Raw genomic sequence first — 2568 nt, 5'->3', positions numbered from 1 at the left:
GCAGCTCACCGAGCTGCGCGTCGACGATCAGCGCGTGCACCGCCTCGGTGATCCGCACGAACGGGGTGGCCCGGCGCAGCTCGACCAGGGGCAGGCCGCGCCGCTCGGCGGCGGCGGCCATCACCCGGGGTACGCCGCTGACGTACCGGCGGCCCAGTTCGACGACGAGCCCGGAGACACCGACGTCGGCGAGGTCGCCGATGAACGCGCGCAGGCCCGCGTCGTCGGCCGGCAACCCGATGCCTGTGGTGAGCACCAGCTCGCCGCCGCCGAGCAGGGTGGCGATGTCGGGTACCTCGGCGACGTGCACCCAGCGCACCGGCCGGTCCAGCCCGGCGTCCCCGGCGACCACGCGGGGAGCACCGTGGCGGACGGGATCCAGGGCGAGGACCTCACGGACGGTAGGGAACACGGCCGCCACGCTACCGTCCGTGACCCCGGACCTCGACGTGCCGGGGCCGCTCAGTCGACGCCGAACTCCATGGCGGCGCGGTCGAGCGCCTCGTCGGCGGCGGAGGCGACGCCCCGGGAGGCGATGGCCTCCGCACCGCCCTCGGGCATCGCGCCGATCAGCCCGGTCGAGGCTGCCTGCGCGGCGCCGATCATCCGCTGGGGTGCCGCGCCGCCGACCATGCCGAGGGAGGCGTACTGCTCGAGCTTCGCCCGCGAGTCGGCGATGTCCAGGTTGCGCATGGTGAGCTGGCCGATCCGGTCGGACGGGCCGAACGCCGAGTCCTCGGTGCGCTCCATCGACAGCTTGTCCGGGTGGTAGCTGAACGCGGGGCCGGTCGTGTCCAGGATCGAGTAGTCCTCGCCCCGGCGCAGCCGCAGCGTCACCTCGCCGGTGACCGCCGTGCCGACCCAGCGCTGCAACGACTCGCGCAGCATCAGCGCCTGCGGGTCGAGCCAACGGCCCTCGTACATCAGGCGACCGAGGCGGCGGCCCTCGCTGTGGTAGTTCGCCAGGGTGTCCTCGTTGTGGATGGCGTTGACCAGCCGCTCGTACGCGGCGTGCAGCAGCGCCATGCCGGGCGCCTCGTAGATGCCCCGGCTCTTGGCCTCGATGATCCGGTTCTCGATCTGGTCGGACATGCCCAGGCCGTGCCGGCCGCCGATGGCGTTGGCCTCCAGCACCAGGTCGACGGGGCTGCCGAACTCCTTGCCGTTGATCGTCACCGGGCGACCCTGGTCGAACCCGATCGTGACGTCCTCGGTCGGGATCTCCACCGACGGGTCCCAGAACCGGACACCCATGATCGGGCTGACCGTCTCGATGCCGGTGTCGAGGTGCTCCAGGGTCTTCGCCTCGTGCGTCGCGCCCCAGATGTTGGCGTCGGTGGAGTATGCCTTCTCGGTGCTGTCCCGGTACGGCAGGCCGCGCTCCAGCAGCCACTCCGACATCTCCTTACGCCCACCCAGTTCGGTGACGAAGTCGGTGTCGAGCCACGGCTTGTAGATGCGCAGCTGCGGGTTGGCCAGCAGGCCGTAGCGGTAGAACCGCTCGATGTCGTTGCCCTTGAAGGTCGAGCCGTCGCCCCAGATCTGGACGTCGTCGGAGATCATCGCCCGCACCAGCAGGGTGCCGGTCACGGCCCGGCCCAGCGGGGTGGTGTTGAAGTACGCCCGCCCGCCGGAGCGGATGTGGAAGGCGCCGCAGGTCAGCGCCGCGAGGCCCTCCTCGACCAGGGCGGCGCGGCAGTCGACCAGCCGGGCGACCTCGGCGCCGTAGCTGAGCGCACGGCCGGGCACGGAGCCGATGTCGGGCTCGTCGTACTGGCCGATGTCGGCGGTGTAGGCGCAGGGGACGGCGCCCTTGTCGCGCATCCACGCGACCGCGACCGAGGTGTCGAGGCCGCCGGAGAAGGCGATGCCGACACGTTCGCCGATGGGCAGGGAGGTGAGAACCTTGGACACGGGGAAGATTATTCAGCAAGACGCATGGTCATGCAAGCGGATCGTCTCGACCCAGTTCCCAGAACGCCACCGCCGCCGCGGCGGCGACGTTCAACGAGTCCACGCCGCGCCGCATCGGGACGACCACCCGCACGTCGCTGGCCGCCTGCGCCGCCGCGGTGAGACCGGGACCCTCGGCGCCGAGCAGCAACGCCGCCCGCGCGCGCTGCGCCGGGGTCAACCGCTGAATGGGTACGGCGTCCGGCGCCGGCGTCATGGCGAGCACCGTGAAGCCCGCCTCGCGTACCTCGTCGAGGCCGGTGGGCCAGCGTTCGAGCTTGGCGTACGGCATCGCGAAGACCTCGCCCATGCTGACCCGCACGCTGCGCCGGTAGAGCGGATCGGCGCAGGACGGCGACAGCAGCACGGCGTCGATGCCCAGCGCGGCGGCGCCCCGGAAGATCGCGCCGAGGTTCGTGTGGTTGTTGACGTCCTCCAGGATCACCACCCGGCGCGCGGCGGCGAGCACCTCGGCCGCCGTCGGCAGCGAGCGGCGGTGGAACGACGCGAGCACCCCCCGGTGTACGTGGAAACCGGTGGCCCGTTGCAGCACGTCCTGGGTGGCGGCGTAGACGGGCGCGTCGCCGGTGTCCAGGTCGGCGAGCTGGTCGCCGC

General features: G+C 72.1%; 3 protein-coding genes. All 3 read right to left on the bottom strand.

Translation table 11 applies throughout. The features are described from left to right. Positions 1–421 (bottom strand): PucR family transcriptional regulator ligand-binding domain-containing protein (locus AB0J68_RS30760; protein WP_363942226.1); only part of this gene is annotated, 421 nt, incomplete at its 3' end. 41 nt (positions 422–462) lie between these two features. Next, positions 463–1914: an argininosuccinate synthase gene (argG, locus tag AB0J68_RS30755; RefSeq protein WP_234588495.1), complete on the bottom strand. Its 1452-nt coding sequence runs from the start codon at positions 1912–1914 to the stop codon at positions 463–465. Between the two features lie 28 nt (positions 1915–1942). Beyond that, positions 1943–2568: RNA methyltransferase (locus AB0J68_RS30750; RefSeq protein ID WP_363942224.1), on the bottom strand; the 626-nt coding region annotated here is incomplete at its 5' end.

Source organism: Micromonospora sp. NPDC049580 (genome assembly GCF_040675595.1).
Classification (GTDB): domain Bacteria; phylum Actinomycetota; class Actinomycetes; order Mycobacteriales; family Micromonosporaceae; genus Micromonospora.
This window is presented reverse-complemented; position numbering and strand designations above follow the sequence as displayed.